An 18,125-nucleotide genomic window follows, 5' to 3' on the forward strand; every position below is an offset into this window, starting at 1 on the left:
CGGTTCTCGAAACCCGCATTTTCGCCTCGCCCTGACGTGTTTCGAGACGGGCTCTGAGTTGCCTGCAAGCGTCGCGCTTGACAGGACCGAGGCAGCGCAAGTCAATAGGGGATCAAGGTCAAGCTCGACGCTGAGGGGTGCGAGCATATGCTGCCATACAATCAGGATATCGGCCGCGCCACGCTGTTGGTGCTCTTCATAGGCGGCCTGCTGCTCGCCAGCTTCTGGATACTGCAGCCCTTCCTTCCGGCAATCCTGTGGGCCACGACCCTGGTGCTGGCCACCTGGCCGGTGATGCTGTGGGTGCAGCGCCGCTGCGGCAATCGTCGTGCAATTGCCGTTCTTGTCATGACGGTAGGGATTCTGCTGGTGCTGATCATACCGCTCTGGCTCGCGGTCGGCACTGTCGTCGCCAATATCGATGTCATAGGCGACCTGGTCCGGAAAGCGCTTTCCCTGCGGATACCGGAGGTGCCGGCTTGGGTAAGGCAGCTCCCGCTGATCGGAGACAGTATCGCGCAGGCATGGGAGAGGATCAGGCAATCCGGCGTGGCCGACCTGGCATCGCGCCTGATGCCCTATGCGGGCGCGTTGACGCAATGGGTCGCCGCCGCAGCCGGGAACGTCGGCGGGATGTTCGTCCAGTTCCTGCTGACGGCCGTCATTGCCGCCGTGATGTATACCGGCGGCGAACGAGCGGCCGCCCAACTGCTGCGGTTCGGCCGGCGGCTGGCTGGCGATCGTGGCGAGAAAGCCGTGTACCTGGCCGGCCAGGCCATCCGCAGCGTGGCGCTAGGGGTCGTGGTCACCGCGCTGGCGCAAAGTGTCATCGGGGGCGTCGGGCTCGCCGTGGTCGGCGTGCCGTTTGCCGCCCTGCTCACCGCGCTGATGTTCGTCCTCTGCCTTATTCAGCTCGGACCGGCCCTCGTGCTGGTTCCCACCGTCGTGTGGCTATATTATTCCAACGACGCCGTTTCGGGCACGGTATTGCTCGTCTTTACGCTTGTCGCCACCACCATCGACCAGTTCATACGGCCGATCCTGATTCGACGAGGCGCCGACCTGCCGCTCCTGCTGATACTCGCCGGCGTCGTGGGCGGCCTGATCGCCTTTGGCGTTCTCGGCATTTTCATCGGCCCCACCGTGCTTGCGGTCGCCTACACGTTGCTGAATGCATGGATCGCCGAAGCCGATGAAGGATCGCCGCCGGCCGCAGGTGGGTAGGTCCTGACCCGCAGGCGTGCGAGTGAGTAAGCAAGCGGATGGACCTTCCGTCGGACTACCACTGAACGCGCATATGCCCCAGGAAACCGGATCTATTTCGGCTGCGTCACCCCTTGTGGTCGTGCGGCAGCGCCGCTGCCGCTTTCTCCAGCCAGGCAAGGTTTTCGCCGTCGAGCATCGGGCCGATCTCTGCCAGCACGCGGGCATGATAGGCGTCCAGCCACTGCAACTCGTCCTTGTTGAGCAGTTCCGGCTGCAGCATGCGCCGGTCGAAGGGCGCCAGCGTCAGCGTCTCGAACGCGTGCATGGCGATGTCGCCGCCGGGGAGTGCCGCCTCCGGCGTTACGACGATGAGGTTTTCCAGGCGGATGCCGTAGTGGCCTTCCTTGTAGTAGCCAGGCTCGTTGGAAAGGATCATGCCGGCCAGCAGCTTCTGTGTTCCTGTCTTGGCGATGCGCTGCGGTCCCTCGTGAACGGAGAGATAGGAGCCGACGCCGTGGCCTGTGCCGTGGGCGAAATCCAGCCCATGCTGCCAGAGCGCGACGCGCGCGAAGGCGTCGATGTCGCAGCCGCGTGTGCCGGCCGGAAAGCGCAGCGTGGAGATGCGGATCATCCCCTTCAGCACCAGCGTGTAGCGTTCCTTCATCTCCGCCGTCGGCGTACCGACCGGCACCGTGCGGGTGATGTCGGTTGTGCCGTCCTGATACTGGCCGCCCGAATCGACCAGGAACAGCTCGCCGTCGGCGAGTACGCGATTGGTGGCGCGCGAGACGCGGTAATGCATGATGGCGCCGTTCGGGCCGGAGCCGGAAATGGTGGAGAAGGAGACGTCGCGCAGCGGCATCTGCGTCTCCTCGCCGACAGCGCGGCGGAGACCTTCCAGTTGCTCGACCGTCCTGATCTCGTCGATCGTGCCCGGCTGTTGGCGGTCGAGCCAGGCCAGCATCTTTACGATCGCCGCGCCGTCGCGGCAGTGCGCGGCGCGGGAGCCGGCGAGTTCGGCCGCATTCTTGGTGGCGCGCGGGATGCGCGCTGGGTCGGCCGCCTCGACCACAGTGCCGCCATTGGCGGTGACGAGGAGCCGAAGCTGCTCGGCCGCCAGTACCGGGTCGAGCGCGACGCGGGCGCCGGCTTTTGCCAGCGCGATAAGGTCGGGCTCCAGGGCAGAGGGCGGCCTGATGTCGGCGAGCTGCGTCAGATAGGCCCTCGGTTCGATCGACAGTTTTCGCTTGTCGATGAAGATGCGGTGCGCGCCGTCAGCGGCGAGGATGGCGAAACCGAGCGCCAGCGGCGTGTGCGGAACGTCGTTGCCGCGGATGTTGAAGGTCCAGGCCAGCGACGAGGGATCGGTGAGCACCGCGTGGGTGGCGCCTTCGGCGGCGATGTCCGATGCAAGGCGCGCCAGCTTGTCCCTGGCGAGTTCGCCGGCAAGGGCGTTGGGATGGATTTCCACCGGCTGAAGCGGCGCGTCCGGCTGGTCCTTCCACAATTCGTCGATCGGATTCTTGTCGACGGCGATCAGCTCGCCACCCTTGGCCTCAAGCGCCGTGCGCAGCGCCTTCACCTCGGAGATGGTGTGCAGCCATGGGTCGAAGCCGAGGCGCAGACCTTTGCCGGCATTCTCCTTCAGCCAGTCGGGAGGCGGGTTGGCGATCAGGCTTTCGATGGAAAACACCGCCGGATCGACCTGCTGGCGAGCCTGGAGCGTGTAGCGGCCGTCGACGAACAGCACGGCGCGGCTGGAGAGCACGATGACGACGCCGGCCGAGCCGGTGAAGCCGGTCAGCCATTTCAGCCGCTCCGAGCGCTCGGCGACGTATTCGCCCTGGTGCTCGTCGGAGCGCGGCACCATGAAACCGTCGAGGTTTTTGGCGGCGAGCCATTCGCGCAATTGCGCCACGCGGCCCGCGCCCAGCGTCGGATCGCTTACTTCATCGAAGGTCTGAAACATGGCTGTCGTTTCCTCGGCGGATTCGAATGCGCGACCGTATCCGCAGGCATGCGCCGTGGCAATTCGGGCGCGCTGGTCCAGCGGCGGCGTATGCAATTGTAGATGGCATCCATGCCGAATTGGCACTTCAGGAAAAGGTCAGCAGAACTTACCTTTCTCATGTGGAGGACATGACTGCGAATCCTGAACAAGGAGAACGTCGATGACCACGAGAACCGGCTTTTTCAGATCCGCCCTCGATGCCTACATGCAGGCCCGCGAGAAGCAGGCGGAACGTTATGTCGCCGCGGCGCTGCTTGGCCTTGACGACGAAACCCTGCGCTCCCACGGCTACAGCCGGGCAGATCTCAAGAAGCGCGCCGGGGCCTATTACCTGTAACGGGCTGGCCGAGCGAAGCCGCCGCGGCCAGGGCCGGCGGCGGGGCTCAGCGCTTGAGATGCAGCGTCACCCAGCCCTCGCGGGGCAGGGTTCGGACATGCCGGAAATGCTGCGCCGAATAAGCGGCCAGCACCGCGTCGCGCTGGCGCTCCAATATGCCCGACAGGATCAGCGATCCGCCTGGCGTGACATGCCTCGCCATCTGCGGCGCGAGCTGCATCAGCGGCCGCGCCAGTATGTTGGCGACGATCAGGTCGAACGGGCCGGCCAGGCTAAAAACCGGATGATGGAAACCCGGCGCTGTGGCGGTGCGCACCAGCGCCGGAACGCCGTTCAGGCGGACGTTCTCGGCCGCGACCTTGGTTGCGACGGGATCGATGTCGGTGGCCAGCACCGGAATATGCGCCATTTTTGCGATGGCGATGGCGAGCACAGCGCTGCCGGCGCCGAGGTCGAGCGCGCTTCTCGGATGCTCGCGCCGCACCACCTTCTCGATCGTCTCCAGGCAGCCGGCGGTGGTGCCGTGGTGGCCGGTGCCGAAGGCGAGCCCTGCCTCGATCTCGATGGAGATATCGCCGATGCGGCGGCGATGCCGGTCGTGTCCGCCATGGACGAAGAAGCGGCCGGCGCGCACCGGCTTCAGGCCTTCGAGCGAGCGCGCCACCCAGTCGACGTCGGGCAGGTTTTCTCGCGACAGATCCTGGGGAGCGTCAAGCGCCCGCAGGATTTTCTTGATCCGGGTTTCGGTGTCCCCCGGGTCACCGTCGACATAAAGCGAGATCTCGTCGATGCCCGCGGTTTCGTCGAGCTCGACCCTTGCAAGCGGCAGGCCGTCCTCCTCGAACTCGGCCTCGAACGCGGGAAACAGCCGTTCGGCGTCGGCCTTGGCGGCGGTGAAGAAAAACCTCGTCTGCCCCATCGCGCCGAAATCAGCCTTCGGCGATCAGGCGCTTGAGCTTCGTCACGGCCGTCTGCGAATCCTCGCCATAGGCGATGGTGCCGAAGAAGCCGCCGTTGCGGTCGAGTAGCAGCACCGTGGCGGTGTGGTCCATCGTGTAGTCGCCGCCGTCCAGCGGCACTTTGCGCGCATAGATGCTGAAGGCCTTCACCATGGCCGCGACCTTTTCGGGATCGCCGGTGATGCCGGTGATGCGCTCGGAGACGTTGCCGACGTAGGTGTTCATGATCTCGGGCGTGTCGCGCTCCGGATCGACCGAGACGAAATAGGCGCGTACGTCGCGGCCTTCCTCGCCGAGTTTTTTCAGCCATCCATCCATCTCGGCCAAGGTCGTCGGGCAGACTTCCGGGCAATGGGTGAAGCCGAAGAAGACCGCCGAGGGATGGCCGCGGAAGGCGGTCTCGGTGATCTCTCCCCCCTTCTGGTCGACCAGGGTGAAGGGCGCGCCGAATGCCTCGCCGCTGTTGCGCGCGCGGTGCCAGTCGAAGGTAAGCCAGCCGACGCCCGCCGCCATCAGGACCAGAATGCCGATGAGAATGCTGCGCATCATGGGGTTTTTCATCTGCCGGAGGTTGGTTGCGCCCGAGACCCTGGAAGGGCGACGGAGCCATATGCCGAAAATAGCCTTCACCGCGATGTCGCGAAAGAGGCCATGTTGACGCTGTGGCAAGGACAGGCTTGTTTTGGCGGGCGGGCGCTCCCACGTCTGCATCAGTCGTCCAACGGAGGGCCTCCATGCGCCTGCTCGCAATCCTGATCTCCACCGCCGTCATCTCCGCGTCTTCCGAACTGGCCCGGGCCCAGCAGGTCGGCGAGGTCGGGGTCGACTGGCTCGGCAACGACATCATCGTCGAGGCGATCAAGGACCCGAAGGTCGACGGCGTGATCTGCCACGTCTCCTATTTCGATCGCGGTGTGGTCGACCGGCTGCAGAAGGGCAACTGGTTCGAGGATCCGTCGGATTCCGCCATCTCCTGCCGCCAGACCGGGCCGATCGCCATTCGCGACATCGAACTCGGCGAGGGGGGCGAGGAGGTGTTCAAGCAGGGCATCAGCCTGATCTGGAAGAAGCAGGTGGTGAACCGCATCTACGACAAGGCCAACGACACGCTGATCTATCTCTCGCATTCGCGGCAGGTGCAGGACGGCTCGGCGAAAATGGCGATCTCGACCGTGCCGCTCTACGGCCGGGAAGTGGTGTGGACGAACGGCAAGCCGCAGTAGGGTGTGTCGAGATTCAGGTGAGGCTGGCCTGCAAACGGCGGCTTTCTGCGCTTCCGGTGCGCACGTACCCAAAAGTACGCTCCGCTCCGGTTCTCGGAAGCCACCATTTTCGGCTCAGCCTGACCTGAATCTCAACACACCACTGGGGCTTGCCGCCGATTTCCGGGCCAAGTAAAGCGCGCCCATGGATATCGATCCGGACCTCCGCTTCAAGGATTCCGAGCCGCGCATTCACCCGACCGCAGAGCTGAAATCCTGCCGGCTCGGTCGGTATGCGGCGATCGGCGAGCGGGTGGTCCTGCGCGAGGTCAGCGTCGGCGACTTTTCCTATTTCGAGCGCCACGCCGAGGCGATCTACACCTCGATCGGAAAATTCTGCTCGATCGCCGCCAATACGCGCATCAACGCACTGGAACATCCGGTCGAGCGCATCACCCAGCACAAGCTGAGCTACCGGCCGAACGAATATTTTCGCTACCTCGGCGTCGACGAGGAGTTTCGCAAACGCCGGCAGGGCAAGCAGGTGACGATCGGCCACGACGTGTGGATCGGCCACGGCGCCGTCGTCATGCCGGGCGTATCGATCGGCAACGGCGCGGTGGTCGGCGCCAATGCGGTGGTGACGCACGACGTCGAGCCGTTCACGATCGTCGCCGGCATACCGGCGCGGGTGCTGCGGCGGCGTTTCACGGACGCCACCTGCCGGCGCATCGAGAAACTGGCCTGGTGGGACTGGCCGGTCGGGACGTTGTTCGAGGCTATTCCCGACATGCAGGCAATGCCGATCGAGGCGTTTCTGGACCGCTGGGAAGCGAAGCTCGGTTAGCCGCGGCTTTCGTTTCAAGCGCATGGGGTTCGCCGCGTGGGCCGGTGCGGCGAGCCGGGGTTTGTCGGGAACCATCTCCATCCCCACGGGTTGACGCCGCGAGGGACTATCTGAGGAGATTCACGATGAAACGCAGCCTCTTTTATGCCGCCTCCGTGGCGGCGCTCGCCGCCTTTTCCGCTCCCGCCTTCGCCGAGAGCCCGGCACAGGCCAAGGACCCCGATTCCACCGGCCAGACGCAGATCAACCCGGGCTCGCAGCAGTTCAATGCCGAGAGCGATACCGATACCATGACCACCGCCAGCATCGGCGACCTGCAAACACTGACGCCGGTGATGGCGGCGGGTACGACCACTGCCGGCCAGATCCAGACGATCTCCGCGGTGTCGTCGGTGACGGTGGTGCGGGTCGACGACTGGGCGAGCGCCGACAAGCAGGCGTTCGACGCAGCGATGAGCCAGAATGCGAAGCCGATGAGCGACCTCCGCGCCGCTCTGGTAGCGAACACCGTCGTCAGCACAAGGCTGACCGAGCAGAGGGTGATGCCCGACAATGTCGTGGCAAGCCAGGTCATGCCCGATGGGACTTTGGTCGTCTACACCTATGGCGGCTGACCGCCGATCGATCTCTCCTGCGTGACATCTGTGCCGGCCTTTTGGCCGGCACTTTTTTGCCGGGAATTGAGTAGGTTAGTGGCTGGCCGCCGACCGGGCGATTTCCAGAAAGGCGCGCACGAGCTTGCCGCCGCTGCGTTCGGTGAGGCAGATCAGCGCTTCGTCCATCAGCAGGCCGGGTGCGTCGATCGGAATTTTCACCAGCCTGGAATCCTGGCCGAATTCGGCGGCGGAGACGAAACCGACCCCGGCTCCGGAGGCGACGATCTCGCGCACCGCCTCGCGGCCTTCCGCCTCGATGGTCGGGCGCAGCTCCACGCCGGCCTCGGCGGCGCCGTCCTCCAGCTTGCGGCGCGTCTTCGAGCCACGTTCGCGCATGACCAGCGGCAGGTCCGCCAGTTGCTTGAAAGTCAACGACTTGGCTTTCGCGGCAGGATGATCGGCTACCGCGAAGGCGACGATTGGCGTCGAGTTCAGGGTGACGACCTCGAAATCGCGGGCCGCCGGGATTTCGCCAAGCACGCCGATGTCGGCCTCGTAGCCGTAGAGGCTCTGCATCACCGTCTCGGTATTGCCGGACCGGACGGAGATTCTTACGCCGGGATAGCGGCGGCGGAACTCGCGGAGGATTTGCAGGAGATGGTGGGCGGCATCGGCGACGATGCGCAAGGTGCCGGCGCGCAGGGCGCGGGATTCCGACAGAAGCTCAAGCGCCTGCTGCTCGTTGTCGAACAGGCGGCGGGTGATGACGAGAAGCTTTTCGCCGGCCGGCGTGAGCACCACCTGCTTGCGTTGCCGGTTGAACAGCAGCACATCGTACTCTTCCTCCAGCTTGCGCACCTGGTCGGAGATCGCCGGCTGCGTCAGCAGAAGTTCTTCCGCCGCGCGTGAAAAACCGCCGGAGATGGCGACGTAATGAAAGGCCCGCAATTGCACGTAGCGCATCGGATGTCCTCTCCGGATCCTCACTGCGGCTTGCGGCCGGAGCCGGAACGTGTCCAGATCGCCGGACCAAAAGCACATTTTCAGAAAAACTTATAGATGGATACAAAATAACGATTTTACAGATATGTCGGCAAGTGGGAGATGTGCGCGTCGCTTTCGCGATGGAGGACGAGATGCCCGACACCACCGAACCGTTTTCGGCGCCCGCCATGGGAGAGCCCTATCTGCTGACGCCTGGCCCGCTCACGACCGCCTATTCGGTGAAGCAGGCGATGCTGCGAGACTGGGGCTCGTGGGATGGCGATTTTCGCGAAATGACCGCCGAATTGCGGCGTCAACTGATTGCATTGGCTGGCGATACGAGCGGCGAGTTCGACTGCGTGCCGATGCAGGGCAGCGGCACCTTTGCCGTGGAGGCGATGCTCGGCTCGTTCGTGCCGCGCGACGGCAAGGTGCTGGTGCTGGCCAACGGCGCCTACGGCCAGCGCGCCGCGCAGACGCTCGCCTATCTCGGCCGCGCCCATACGGTGATCGATAAGGGAGACTACCTGCCGCCGCGCGGCGGAGAGGTCGGGGCGGCGCTCGACGCCGATCCGGCGATCACCCATGTCGTCGTCATCCATTGCGAGACGAGCTCCGGCATCCTCAACCCTGTCGCCGAGATCGCCGACGTGGTGGCGACGAAGGGCCGGCGGCTGCTGATCGACTCGATGAGTGCCTTCGGCGCCGTCGACCTGGACGTGCGGAACATTCGCTACGACGCGCTTGCGTCGTCGGCCAACAAGTGTGTCGAGGGCGTGCCGGGTTTCGGCTTCGTCGTCGCCCGCAAGAGCGAACTGGAGGCCGCCAAGGGCCGCAGCCATTCGCTCAGCCTCGATGTCCATGCGCAATGGGCCTATATGGAAACGACCGGCCAGTGGCGCTTCACACCGCCGACGCATGTTGTGGCGGCTTTCCTCGAAGCGCTGAGGCTACATGCCGCGGAAGGTGGCATCGCCGGTCGCGGCGCGCGATACCGCCGCAACCGTGACGTGCTGGTCGCGGGCATGCGCTCACTGGGCTTCGAGACGCTGCTTTCCGACGACTGGCTGTCGCCGATCATCGTCACCTTCTTCAACCCCGCCCATCATAATTTTGCATTCGACCGCTTCTATGGGCTGATGAAGGACAAGGGTTTCATCATCTATCCCGGCAAACTGACGGCGGTGGACAGTTTCCGCGTCGGCTGCATCGGCCGGATGGACGAGCATGTCATGCGCCGCGTGGTGGCGGCGGCGGGCGAATCCCTGACCGAAATGGGCGTGGACAGCGCCGCGCCGCCGGCACTCGCCATTGCCGAACGCGCCAAACTCGCCGCGTGAGCCTGCTCGAAAAGGATATTGCCATGAACCAGTTTTCGCGCGTCGCGGTCACCGTCAACGGCCGGGACTATGCCTGGCCGAGCGTGCCGGCCATCGCCATCTGCCTCGACGGCTGCGAGCCTGCCTATCTCGACGAGGCGATTGCCGCCGGCCTGATGCCGGCGCTGGAAAAGATCAAGGCGAAGGCCACGGTGCGCACCGCGCATAGCGTGATCCCGTCCTTCACCAATCCGAACAATCTGTCGATCGCCACCGGCCGGCCGCCCTCCATCCACGGCATCTGCGGCAATTACCTCTATGAGCCGGAAACCGGCCAGGAAGTGATGATGAACGACCCGCGCTTCTTGCGCGCGCCGACGATCTTCAAGGCCTTCTTCGACGCTGGCGCCAAGGTCGCGGTTGTAACCGCCAAGGATAAGCTGCGGGCGCTGCTCGGCCATGGCCTGTCCTTCGAGGATGGGCGAGCGGTCTGCTTCTCCTCGGAAAAATCCGACAAGGCGACGAAGGCCGAAAACGGCATCGACAATGCCTCGGCCTGGCTGGGCCGGCCGGTGCCGGAAGTCTATTCCGCCGAGCTTTCGGAGTTCGTCTTCGCCGCCGGGGTCAAGCTGTTGAAGGAGTTCCGGCCGGACGTGATGTACCTGACCACGACCGACTATGTGCAGCACAAATACGCGCCGGGCGTGAAGCAGGCCAACGATTTCTACGCCATGTTCGATCGCTATCTCGCCCAACTCGACGCGCTGGGCGCGGCGATCGTCGTGACCGCCGACCACGGCATGAAGCCCAAGCACAAGGCCGACGGCACGCCGGACGTCATCTACGTGCAGGATCTTTTGGACGAATGGCTGGGCATGGAAGCGGCGCGGGTCATCCTGCCGATCACCGATCCCTATGTCGTCCATCACGGCGCGCTCGGTTCGTTCGCCACGGCTTACCTTCCGGCAGATGCGGACCGTGAGGCGATCATGAAGCGGCTGGCAGCGATCGAAGGGCTGGATGTCGTGCTCGATCGCGAGACCGCCTGCGTGCGTTTCGAACTGCCGGCGGACAGGATCGGCGACATCGTCATCGTCTCGTCCGAGAACAAGACGATCGGCACCAGCGAGCACCGCCACGATCTCGCGGCGCTCGACGAGCCGCTGCGCTCGCATGGCGGGCTGACCGAGCAGGCGGTGCCGTTCATCGTCAACCGCCAACTCGCCGATCTGCCCGAGGCGCCGGCGCTGCGCAATTTCGATGCTTTCTACTACGCAACGATGGCGGCGGCGCGGGGCTGAAGATGTGCGTCCTTCGAGGCTCGCCCGTCGATGTTTGAACAGAACCTCCTACGTCGTGCGGGCTCGCACCTCAGGATGAGGACCCTTGGTTGCAGCTTCGCCGGAGAGGTCAGCGCCAACCTCCCTCATCCTGAGGTGCGAGCCCGCAGCGCGCCGGGGAGGAAAGCGAAAATATTGGCGGGCGAGCCTCGAAGGACGCACGACCGATAAATACAATGGATACACCCATGACCAAGGCACAAACATCTTTCCAGGTCCGCCACGAGCCGATGCGCATTGCCGGCCGCAAGGTCGATGCGGATGCGCTCGTCGAGGTGCGTTATCCCTTTACCGATGTGGTGATCGGCACGGTGCCGGCGGGGCAGGCGCATCACGCCCGCGAGGCGTTCCGGATCGCGGCGGAATACACGCCGAAACTGACGCGCTACGAGCGCCAGAAAATCCTGCTGAAGACCGCCGAGACGCTGGCCGCTCGTAAGGAGGAGATTTCCGACCTGATCACGCTGGAACTCGGCATCTCCAAGACCGACTCGCTCTACGAGGTCGGGCGCGCCTTCGACGTGTTCACACTGACGGGGCAGATGACGATCCACGACGACGGCGAGATCTTTTCCTGCGATCTCACCCCGCATGGCAAGGCGCGCAAGATTTTCACGATCCGCGAGCCGCTGCGGGCGATCTCGGCGATCACCCCGTTCAACCATCCGCTGAACATGGTGGCGCACAAGGTGGCGCCGGCGATCGCCACCAACAATTGCGTGGTGGTCAAGCCGACCGAATTGACGCCTATGACCGCGCTGGTTCTGGCCGACATCCTTTACGAAGCCGGGCTGCCGCCGGAAATGCTGTCGGTCGTAACCGGCTGGCCGGCCGAGATCGGCGACGAGATGATCTTGAACGACAACATCGACCTGATCACTTTTACCGGCGGCGTGTCGGTCGGAAAAATGATCGCCTCGAAGGCGGGCTACAAAAGGCAGGTGCTGGAACTCGGCGGCAACGACCCGCTGATCGTGCTGAACGACCTCTCAGACGACGACCTGGCGAAAGCCGCCGACCTTGCCGTGGCCGGGGCGACGAAAAATTCGGGGCAGCGCTGCACGGCGGTGAAGCGCATTCTCGTCCAGGAAAAAGTGGCCGACCGCTTCGTGCCGCTCGTGCTGGAGCGCGCCAAGAAGCTGCGCTTCGGCGACCCGATGGACCGCTCGACCGATCTCGGCACGGTGATCCATGAGAAGGCCGCCGCGCTGTTCGAGCGGCGCGTCGAGATGGCAGCGGAGGCGGGGGCGGAAATCCTCTACCATCCCGGCCGGCAGGGCGCGCTGCTGCCGCCGATCGTGGTCGACCGCGTGCCGCATTCCTCCGAGTTGGTGATGCAGGAGACGTTCGGGCCGATCGTGCCGATCGTGCGCGCGCCCGACGACGACGAGGCGCTGATCATGCTGTCGAACTCGACGGCCTTCGGCCTGTCGTCGGGTGTGTGCACCAACGATTTCCGGCGCATGCAGAAGTTCATCGCCGGGCTGAAGGTCGGCACGGTCAACATCTGGGAAGTGCCGGGCTACCGCATCGAGATGAGTCCCTTCGGCGGCATCAAGGATTCCGGCAACGGCTTCAAGGAAGGCGTCATCGAGGCGATGAAGAGTTTTACCAATGTGAAGACCTTCTCCTTACCTTGGGGTTGAGACTTGCACGAAATGGATGAGGGCGGGCTGCAAACGGCGCTTTGCTGTGCTCCGGTGCTCACGTACTTGATGTACGCTCCGCTCGTCGCTTCGCGAGCCCGCAAATCACCGTTTTCGCTCCGCCCTGATCCATTTCGAGCCAGTCTCGGGCGGGCAAGAAAACCTCCGCCGTGGCACAATGCCTGGCGGCCACGTAGCGTTTAGCTGGCGAACGAAATCGACGATCGACTTCCGGTATCGCCGAACCCGCCGTCGGCCTGGCTGACGGCGGGCAGGAACAGAAATGTCCGCATTCGCACTCACCCTCGTGCTTTCCGCCGCCGTGCTGCACGCCAGTTGGAACGCGCTGGTCAAGGCGGCGTCCGACCGCGCGCTGACGATCGCGGCGGTGGCGGCGATGCATGCCGTCGGGGGGCTTGTGCTGATCTTGGTAAGCGCGCCGCCGGCAATGGCGAGCTGGCCGTCGATCGCCGCCTCCACGCTGATCCACTACGCCTATTACGTGCTGCTGTTCCAGGCCTACAGGCTGGGCGACCTCAGTCAGGTCTATCCGATCTCGCGCGGTCTGGCGCCGGCGCTGGTGGCGGTCGGCACTTTCCTGATCATTGGCGAGAACCTCACGCCGCTCGGCTGGACCGGACTGTTCGCGGTGTCGCTCGGCATCTTCTTCCTGGCGATCCAGCGCGGCGCGGCGCATGCCGACCGCCGCGCCGTCGGGGTGGCGTCGCTGCTCGGGCTCACGATTGCCGGCTACTCCATCGCCGACGGTATCGGCGTGCGGCTGTCGGAGGCCCCGCTGGGTTACATCGGTTGGCTGTTCCTGCTGGAATCGCCGGTGATGTTCGCGATCCTGTGGCAGCGGCGGCGCAAGGCGGTCGCCTTCGACTGGAAAGTCTTCGGGATCGGCATGGTCGGCGGCGTGTTTTCGGTCGCCGCCTACGCCACCGTGCTCTGGGTCAAGACCTTCGCGCCGATCGGCGCGGTCTCGGCGACCCGCGAATCCAGCGTGGTCATCGCGGCCCTGATCGGCGTGGTGTTCTTCGGCGAGCGGCCGTGGCTGGGCCGGCTCATCTCGGCGATGATCGTTGCCGCCGGCGTCGTCACTCTGGCCGTGTTCGATTAGCCGGTTCATCGTCAGAACTTTTCAAAACATAAGATAAATAGATTTCCCTTATTGAACGCCGGTTTGCACTATCCTGAAGGAAGTGGCGGCCAATGGCGGAGCGGGCAGTCGCAGTGTCATCGCCGCTGCCTTTCGGACAAGCGGAGAGGACCGGCGCGCGTGCGCAGGGCCAAAGAACTCTCCCAACAAAAACTGCCGCCGCAGAACCAGGGGAAAAGCCATGACGTTCACGAAATCCACCGCATCCAGCCTTGCCGTGCTGCTTCTGTCGTCGTCCGCCGTGCTGGCCGAAACGCAGCTCACCGTCTACACCTCGGTCGAGGCCGTCGACCTCGATCGCTACAAGCAGACCTTCGAGGCCGCCAATCCGGACATCAAGATCAACTGGGTCCGCGATTCCACCGGCGTTATGACCGCAAAACTGCTGGCCGAAAAGAACAACCCCCAGGCCGACGTGGTGTGGGGCATCGCGGCGACCTCGCTGCTGCTGCTCAAGGGCGAAGGCATGCTGGAAGCCTATGCACCGGCCGGCGTCGAAAAACTCGATCCGAAATTCGTCGACAGCGACACCCCGCCGAGCTGGGTCGGCATGGACGCCTATGTCGCTGCGCTCTGCTACAACACCGTCGAGGCCGAGAAACTCGGCCTGACCCCGCCGAAGAGCTGGAAGGACCTCACCAAGCCGGAATACAAGGGCCATGTCGTCATGCCGAATCCGAACTCCTCGGGCACCGGCTTCCTCGACGTCTCGGCATGGATCCAGACCTTTGGCGAGGAAGACGCCTGGAAATTCATGGACGGCCTGCACGAAAACATCGCGGCCTATACCCATTCCGGTTCCAAGCCTTGCAAGATGGCGGCCGCCGGCGAAACGGTGATCGGCGTTTCCTTCGAATTCCCCGGTGCCAAGGCAAAATCATCGGGCGCGCCGATCGACATCATCTTTCCGGAAGAGGGTTCGGGCTGGGAGGCGGAGGCGACCGCCATCATCGCCGGCACGGCGAACCTCGAGGCGGCCAAGAAGCTCGTCGACTGGTCGGTGACCAAGGAGGCCAACGAGATGTACAATGCCGGCTATGCCGTGCTGGCCTATCCGGGAATCGCCAAGCCGGTGGAACACCTGCCGGCCGATATTCCCACCAGGATGATCAAGAACGACTTCGAGTGGGCGGCCAACAACCGCGCCAAAATCCTCGAAGAGTGGCAGAAGCGCTACGACAGCAAGTCCGAGCCGAAAACCTGAGCCTTTTGGCGACGGTCGGGCGCCGCGCCGAGCGGCGCCCCGCATGCGACGCATATCTGGAGTTTTTGCGCTCCGCAGCAGGCATGGAGCACGGATTTGAGACATGAGCCGATCGCGGCGGAGAACCAGGTGCGGGTGCCGGTAAGACCTTCCGAGCCGAACCGCGACGCGCCGGCCTATCTCCGGATCTCCGGTGTGTGGAAGAGCTTTGGCGACTTCCTCGCGTTGAAGGACGTCTCGCTGGACGTCAAGGAAGGGGAGTTCGTCTGTTTCCTCGGTCCGTCCGGCTGCGGCAAGACCACGCTGCTGCGCGCCATTGCCGGGCTCGACCTGCAGACGCGCGGCATGGTCGTGCAGGCGGGCCGCGACATCTCGGTGCTGCCGCCGTCGAAGCGCGACTACGGCATCGTCTTCCAGTCCTATGCGCTGTTTCCCAACCTGACGATCGAGAAGAACATCGCCTTCGGACTGGAGAACACCGGGCGGCCACGCGCCGAGGTCGAGGCGCGGGTTCAGGAATTGCTGGCGCTGGTTGGGCTCGCCAGCCAGGCCAAAAAATATCCGGCGCAGCTTTCCGGCGGCCAGCAGCAACGCATCGCGCTCGCCCGCGCCATGGCGATCTCGCCGGGCCTGCTCCTGCTCGACGAGCCGCTTTCGGCGCTCGACGCCAAGGTGCGGGTGCATCTGCGCCACGAGATCAAGGAATTGCAGCGCCGGCTTGGCGTCACCACCATCATGGTGACCCACGACCAGGAAGAGGCCCTGTCGATGGCCGATCGCATCGTGGTGATGAACCACGGCGTGATCGAGCAGGTCGGCACGCCGACGGAAATCTACCGGCACCCGAAATCGCTGTTCGTCGCCGATTTCATCGGCGAAACCAACAAGATCGCAACGAAGCTCGTCGATGCCAAACGTGTCGCCTTCGGCGCGGGCGGCCTGCGCTGCGCCGAAAACCGCCTCGCTGCGGGAGCCGAGGTCACGGCGGTGATCCGGCCGGTCGACATCATTCCGCACGCGGCAAAGGCGAGCGATGGCGAGGCGGTCGGCACGCCGGAAAACCTGCTCGAGGCAAATGTGGTTGGCATGGAATATCTCGGCGCCTTCTGGCGGGTTCGGCTCGCCGCAGAACGGTTCGGCGAAACCCCGCTGATCGCCGATTTTTCCATCAACGCCGTGCGCCGACTGGGCATCGCGGCTGGTGGCCAGATGCGCGTCGAGATCCCGGCCGAGCGCCTGCTCGTCTTCGCGCGGAGCGCCTGACATGGCGGCCTCCGCCGCAGCCGTCCTGCCGCCGGGAAAGACGCTGCGGCAATCGCTCGACCGCGACGACCTCGTCAAGCGCGGCCTTATGGTCGTGATCTCGCTCTACCTGCTGTTCTCGCTGGCGGCGCCGCTCTACGTCATGCTGTCGAAGTCGGTGTCGATCTACTGCTTCGACCTTTCGCAGTTCGAATTCCAGGTCAGCGACGAGACCGGGGCCAACTGGAACGCGCCGGCGACTGCACAGGCGCTGAACGCCGCCACCGGCGCGGTACCGGCCGCCGATCTCGCCGCCGGCTCCGACAGCCGTCTGGCGGCAACCAGCTTCTTCAAGGATTTCAGCTTCCGCAGCCCGGTCAAGTACCGGCTGCGCGGCACCAGCGAGCAGACGCGCTGGCTGGTCGGGTCGCAGCCGGGCGGCGGCATCACCTGGCAGGAATTCGATTCCAACACTTTTCGCCGCGTGACGCTGCGCCCGATGCAGGCTTACGGCCTCGACAATTTCGCGGCGTATTTCGGCACGCCGGCGCTGTCGCGCTCGATCTGGAATTCCGTGCTGATGGCGAGCCTCAGTACGGTGATCACCACCGCGGTCGCCTTCGGGCTCGCCTATGCGCTCAGCCGCAGCCTGATGCCGTTCAAAGGTTTTTTCCGGCTGGTCACCGCGCTGCCGATCCTGGTGCCGTCGCTGCTGCCCGGCATCGCGCTCGTCTACCTTTTCGGCAACCAGGGCATGCTGAAGGGCCTGCTGATGGGGCACTCGATCTACGGGCCGATCGGCATCGTCGTCGGCTCGGTGTTTTTCACCCTGCCGCACGCCTTCCTGATCATTTCGACGGCGCTGTCCATCTCCGACGCCCGCCACTACGAGGCGGCGGCCTCGCTCAGGGCCAGCCGCTGGCGCACCTTCTGGACCGTCACCGTGCCCGGCGCGCGCTACGGCATCATCTCCGCTGCCTTCGTGGTGTTCACGCTGGTGATCACCGATTTCGGCCTGCCCAAAGTCATTGGCGGCCAATACAACATGCTCGCCGTCGACATCTACAAGCAGGTGATCGGCCAGCAGAATTTCGAGATGGGCGCGGTGGTGTCGGTGATCCTGCTGGTGCCGGCGGTGGTGGCGTTCGCCGTCGACCGGCTGATGCAGAAGCGCCAGGTGGCGCTGCTTTCGGCGCGCGCCGTGCCCTACCAGCCGAAAAAGAATCCGCGTTTCGACGCGCTCTGCTTCGCGTGGTGCGCGCTGGTCGCCCTGTTCATCCTCACCATCATCGGGGTCTGCCAGCTTGCGGCGCTGGTGAAACTCTGGCCCTACGATATGAGCCTCGGCCTCAACAATTTCGCCTTCGACAGGATGGATGGCGGCGGCTGGGCCTCCTACTGGAACTCGATCCGGCTGGCGCTGCTGACCGCCGTCTTCGGCACGGTGGTGGTGTTCACCGGCGCCTACATGGTCGAGAAGACCGACGGGTTCGGGGCAGGGCGCGCGGCGTTCCATTTCCTCGCCATGCTGCCGATGGCGGTGCCGGGCATGGTGCTGGGGCTGGCCTACATCTTCTTCTTCAACAATCCCGCCAATCCGCTCAACGGCATCTACGGCACCATGGCGATCCTCGTCGTCTGCACCGTCACGCATTTCTACACGGTGGCGCACCTGACCGCGCTGACGGCGCTGAAGCAGATCGACCGAGAGTTCGAGCCCGTCGCCGCGTCGCTGAAGCAGCCGTTCCACAAACTGTTCTTCCGGGTGACCGTGCCTGTCTGCCTGCCGGCGATCCTCGACATCTCGATCTACCTGTTCGTCAACGCCATGACGACAGTGTCGGCGGTTGTGTTTCTCTATTCCACCCACACGCAGCTCGCGTCGGTGGCCGTGCTCAACATGGACGACGCCGGCGACGTCGCGCCGGCGGCCGCCATGGGCATGATGATTTTCTACACCAATGCCGGCGTGCGCATCCTGCATGCGCTGTTCTCGCGGGTCGTGCTCAAGCGCACCCAGAGCTGGCGGATCAGGTAGGGCCTCGGGCAAGAGCGGCTGCGAACGAAGCG

Annotated in this window: 16 protein-coding genes; 12 read left to right on the forward strand and 4 right to left on the reverse strand. The window is 64.6% G+C overall.

What is annotated here, in order from left to right; all coding sequences use genetic code 11:
* Positions 1–147: 147 nt before the first annotated feature.
* Positions 148–1,224: an AI-2E family transporter YdiK gene (gene ydiK, locus RB623_RS05390; protein WP_308055737.1), complete on the forward strand. Its 1,077-nt coding sequence runs from the start codon at positions 148–150 to the stop codon at positions 1,222–1,224.
* Positions 1,225–1,330: 106 nt separating this feature from the next.
* Here the strand turns inward: ydiK and RB623_RS05395 are convergent, their stop codons facing one another.
* Entirely contained in the window at positions 1,331–3,175 is a 1,845-nt protein-coding gene (locus RB623_RS05395) for an aminopeptidase P family protein (RefSeq protein WP_308055738.1), read from the reverse strand.
* Between the two features lie 202 nt (positions 3,176–3,377).
* On the opposite strand from RB623_RS05395, the gene RB623_RS05400 reads away from it, so the two are divergent.
* Positions 3,378–3,554 carry a hypothetical protein gene (locus RB623_RS05400; RefSeq protein WP_308055739.1) on the forward strand — a complete coding sequence of 59 codons (177 nt, stop codon included), beginning with the start codon at positions 3,378–3,380 and terminating at the stop codon, positions 3,552–3,554.
* Between the two features lie 46 nt (positions 3,555–3,600).
* On the opposite strand, the gene RB623_RS05405 is transcribed toward RB623_RS05400, so the two are convergent.
* Positions 3,601–4,473 (reverse strand): 50S ribosomal protein L11 methyltransferase, encoded by an 873-nt coding sequence (locus tag RB623_RS05405; protein WP_308055740.1) that lies wholly within the window; start codon positions 4,471–4,473, stop codon positions 3,601–3,603.
* A gap of 10 nt (positions 4,474–4,483) precedes the next feature.
* Positions 4,484–5,062, reverse strand: coding sequence for an SCO family protein (locus RB623_RS05410; protein WP_308055741.1), 579 nt, complete (start codon positions 5,060–5,062; stop codon positions 4,484–4,486).
* A gap of 185 nt (positions 5,063–5,247) precedes the next feature.
* On the opposite strand from RB623_RS05410, the gene RB623_RS05415 reads away from it, so the two are divergent.
* The 3 genes from RB623_RS05415 to RB623_RS05425 all read left to right on the forward strand — a co-directional run bounded on the left by RB623_RS05415 (position 5,248) and on the right by RB623_RS05425 (position 7,176).
* Positions 5,248–5,736, forward strand: coding sequence for a CreA family protein (locus RB623_RS05415; protein WP_308055742.1), 489 nt, complete (start codon positions 5,248–5,250; stop codon positions 5,734–5,736).
* A gap of 184 nt (positions 5,737–5,920) precedes the next feature.
* Positions 5,921–6,562, forward strand: a complete 642-nt coding sequence (locus RB623_RS05420; RefSeq protein ID WP_308055743.1) for a DapH/DapD/GlmU-related protein — start codon at positions 5,921–5,923, stop codon at positions 6,560–6,562.
* A gap of 125 nt (positions 6,563–6,687) precedes the next feature.
* Positions 6,688–7,176, forward strand: a complete 489-nt coding sequence (locus RB623_RS05425; RefSeq protein WP_308055744.1) for a hypothetical protein — start codon at positions 6,688–6,690, stop codon at positions 7,174–7,176.
* Between the two features lie 75 nt (positions 7,177–7,251).
* Here the strand turns inward: RB623_RS05425 and RB623_RS05430 are convergent, their stop codons facing one another.
* On the reverse strand, positions 7,252–8,121 hold the full coding sequence (locus RB623_RS05430) for a LysR substrate-binding domain-containing protein (RefSeq protein ID WP_308055745.1): 870 nt from the start codon (positions 8,119–8,121) through the stop codon (positions 7,252–7,254).
* Positions 8,122–8,294: 173 nt separating this feature from the next.
* Between RB623_RS05430 and RB623_RS05435 the strand changes: the two genes are divergently transcribed.
* From RB623_RS05435 to RB623_RS05465, 7 genes are all read left to right on the forward strand, one after another.
* A complete protein-coding gene (locus RB623_RS05435; RefSeq protein WP_308055746.1) occupies positions 8,295–9,482 on the forward strand; it encodes a 2-aminoethylphosphonate--pyruvate transaminase in 1,188 nt (395 codons plus the stop codon).
* A 23-nt stretch (positions 9,483–9,505) separates the two neighbouring features.
* Positions 9,506–10,762, forward strand: coding sequence for a phosphonoacetate hydrolase (gene phnA / locus RB623_RS05440; RefSeq protein ID WP_308055747.1), 1,257 nt, complete (start codon positions 9,506–9,508; stop codon positions 10,760–10,762).
* A 227-nt stretch (positions 10,763–10,989) separates the two neighbouring features.
* Positions 10,990–12,447, forward strand: a complete 1,458-nt coding sequence (gene phnY, locus RB623_RS05445) for a phosphonoacetaldehyde dehydrogenase (RefSeq protein ID WP_308055748.1) — start codon at positions 10,990–10,992, stop codon at positions 12,445–12,447.
* A gap of 283 nt (positions 12,448–12,730) precedes the next feature.
* Positions 12,731–13,570 carry an EamA family transporter gene (locus RB623_RS05450; RefSeq protein ID WP_308055749.1) on the forward strand — a complete coding sequence of 280 codons (840 nt, stop codon included), beginning with the start codon at positions 12,731–12,733 and terminating at the stop codon, positions 13,568–13,570.
* 220 nt (positions 13,571–13,790) lie between these two features.
* Positions 13,791–14,813, forward strand: coding sequence for a putative 2-aminoethylphosphonate ABC transporter substrate-binding protein (locus RB623_RS05455; RefSeq protein WP_308055750.1), 1,023 nt, complete (start codon positions 13,791–13,793; stop codon positions 14,811–14,813).
* Between the two features lie 129 nt (positions 14,814–14,942).
* The gene (locus RB623_RS05460) at positions 14,943–16,076 is read left to right on the forward strand and encodes a putative 2-aminoethylphosphonate ABC transporter ATP-binding protein (protein ID WP_308055843.1); all 1,134 of its coding nucleotides are present in this window, start codon (positions 14,943–14,945) and stop codon (positions 16,074–16,076) included.
* A 1-nt stretch (position 16,077) separates the two neighbouring features.
* On the forward strand, positions 16,078–18,093 hold the full coding sequence (locus tag RB623_RS05465; protein ID WP_308055751.1) for a putative 2-aminoethylphosphonate ABC transporter permease subunit: 2,016 nt from the start codon (positions 16,078–16,080) through the stop codon (positions 18,091–18,093).
* Positions 18,094–18,125: the final 32 nt, after the last annotated feature.

Source organism: Mesorhizobium sp. LHD-90 (assembly GCF_030929505.1).
Taxonomy (GTDB): Bacteria; Pseudomonadota; Alphaproteobacteria; order Rhizobiales; family Rhizobiaceae; genus Kumtagia.